General features: G+C 68.4%; 1 protein-coding gene. It reads left to right on the plus strand.

What is annotated here, in order from left to right; genetic code table 11:
• Positions 1-1,201 precede the first annotated feature (1,201 nt).
• Positions 1,202-1,636 carry a helix-turn-helix domain-containing protein gene (locus G6035_RS19365; protein ID WP_218063382.1) on the plus strand — a complete coding sequence of 145 codons (435 nt, stop codon included), beginning with the start codon at positions 1,202-1,204 and terminating at the stop codon, positions 1,634-1,636.
• Positions 1,637-2,615 lie beyond the last annotated feature (979 nt).

Raw genomic sequence — 2,615 nt, forward strand, 5'->3', positions numbered from 1 at the left:
GACCCGGAACAGGGCACCCTGCCGACACACACCACCGGCCGCCAAGCCGGCAATCGCTGCCGCCCGCCGGGAATGTGCCTTGGCCCCCTGGCTTGTATGGCCCGGGCACGGCGGGCTGGGGCACGGCGGGCTGGGGCACGGGACGCATCGGGAGTTATTCCTTCCCGGCCAGTGGCCATGACACAGTCCCGGCAGGCGGCCACCAGGACGGCTGCGTTTCGTTGGCCGTCCATGCGTGCGCAGTTCCCCAATTCGGCACCGCCCTCCCGATCCCGCCTTGCCGCCAAGGGCCTCCCCAAAACACCTTCTCGCGGCAGACATCCTCTACCTCACGCGGGACAGGAAGACGCTGCCGTGCCTTCAATCCCTGTACCCCACTGCTGCGAGGGACGGTTCCTTGGCGTTAACGAGCATGCGGCAGCCCGTAGCCACAATGGCCGCCAGGGAACTCCAGCCCAGAACGGGCCCCATCGCGCTGTCACCAGCGATTACGGGAAATTCGTGGCCAACAGGAGCCATGCGCCCGGACACCAGCGGGACGCCAGCGGGCAGCCTGCATGGCGCCAGCGGGCAGCCGCCGGTGTCCTTTGCCGAATTCCCGGAGCCGGGCGTGCGCACTTGGCGTGACCGCCCACACCCTCCCTGGCCCGTCTCGTATTGACTGTTGATTGGCATGCGGCCGCCCAGGGAACGGCCGGCCTCAAACGGATGTTGCACGCCGCTGGCGCAAGACTCGCGCACGAAGCCGGCGATTTCCACGACGTTCCGGTTCAAGGCCAGCCGGCACGCCCCGAAGCCGCCCGCCTGTTACGCGTCGCATTCTTTGGCGGTGTGTTGGTCGCTGTGGGTGACGACCATGCTGTGGTGGTTCAGGGTTCGTTGGCGGCGTCAGCGTGACGACCGGATCCGATGCGCCGGCCGGCGGCCAGTGATTGGCGTATCCCCGTCGTCAGCGTGATGGTACCTGGCTGGCCGGTGGCCGGGCGGCTGATCTTTTCGGGGCCGCGCCGGCGCCACACGAGGTGGCCCCTTCCCTAGTCTGGGTGTGGTGTGGGAGAGTCGTGGCACAGGTGTGGGGTCGGGCGGACAGGAGCGGATGCGATGCTGATCGTGAGCAGCCCCGCACACGACGAGGTGGCGTTGCTGGCAGGGGAGATCACGCACCCGCACCGTGCGGGGCCAGGACGATGACCGGCTGACCGTGCAGCCACGGCGAGCCCGCTGCGCCGCCTGTGCCCGCACCCAGGTCCTGTTGCCGGCCGCGTTGTCCCTGCGCCGTGCCGACACCGTGGAGGTCATCGGGACCGCACTGGCGGCCAAGGCTGCAGGTTTCGGGTACCGCACGATCGCCGCCCACATGGGCCGGCCTGTTTCGACTGTGCGCCGCTGGCTGCGCCGGGTGCCGGAAACCCACGTCCAGTGGCTGTGCGAGCAGGCGGTGCAGCACGTGTTCCGCCTCGATCCGGACATCCTGGTCCGCCCCAGGCAGTGGCCGAGCCTGCTCGGCTGGAGCCTGAACGTGTTGGCCGGCGCCGCCCTGGCCTACCGGAAACGCGTGGAGGCCCACACGCCGCCGTGGACGCTGATCGGGCTCTTCACACGAGGTCATTTATTGAGCCGACCGCAGCGCATCTGAAAAAGCGAGCAGGGCCTGCTTTGCCACGCCCTGAAACAGCCGTCACCATGACGACGTCACCAGCGGCCACTCCTTATGTGCCCGGCAGCATGCAGACCGCCACGTCACCATGACGACCAAACATGCCAAACCCATCGGCACCAAAGGCGACGCCGCCATCGTCAAAATACGCGATGGGTAACACCCACCATGCCGATCAGCATGGCGTTCACGGGCAAACCGGACCGGGTATAGCCAAAGCCGCGCAGGGGTGGCGCAGCATAGGGCCCCGCGGACATCCCACCCCGTTCGTGGTTGCGTGGGGATGGCGGACCATGCCGTTGCTCAAGCCCCAGCCGATGAAGGCGGTCGACACTGCCATGGACATTCCGCCGACACCAGGGGGAGCGCGAAATCAATCCTGCCCGCACACCATAAACGGTGCACACCACAAACGGCGCCTGGCACGTCATTCACGCTGCGTAGGACCCCATCCACGGCACACCCGACGCGCATGGCCGGGTAGTCGGCGGCGCGGCCGATGGCCGGGCGGTTGTCCTGGGCGATCATGCCGGCTGCCTGAATCGTGGCGGCCGCATGGATCACCGTGGCTCCGGCTCGCCCGGTGGTTATCCGTTCGATGGCCCCCAGGCATGGGAACCCGGCCTCCTCAAACGGCATGGCAACCCCGGCGCCACCGAACAACAGAGACTGAAGACCGGCGGCCCTTGCACTGACGCCGGCCGGACTCCACGACTCGTCGTTCAATGCCCTCTCCGGAGGCCGGGGGTCGCCACGGCCCGCGGACGTAGTGACGGCTGCATGCCCGGTCTGTCAACGCCACCCGGGAAGCGGTGCCACGAGCAGGAGTGCGGCCGCACCCCTCAACGCATCCCATGCAGCAAGGAGCCCCAATTTGTGGTTTCGTTGGTGCCCGCCCGGCGGTCGCGGCAGCGGTCGCGGCAGCGGTGGCCGCCGCGGTCTAGCGGCGGTGTGGCCG

Source organism: Arthrobacter sp. SDTb3-6 (assembly GCF_013376095.1).
Taxonomy (GTDB): domain Bacteria; phylum Actinomycetota; class Actinomycetes; order Actinomycetales; family Micrococcaceae; genus Specibacter.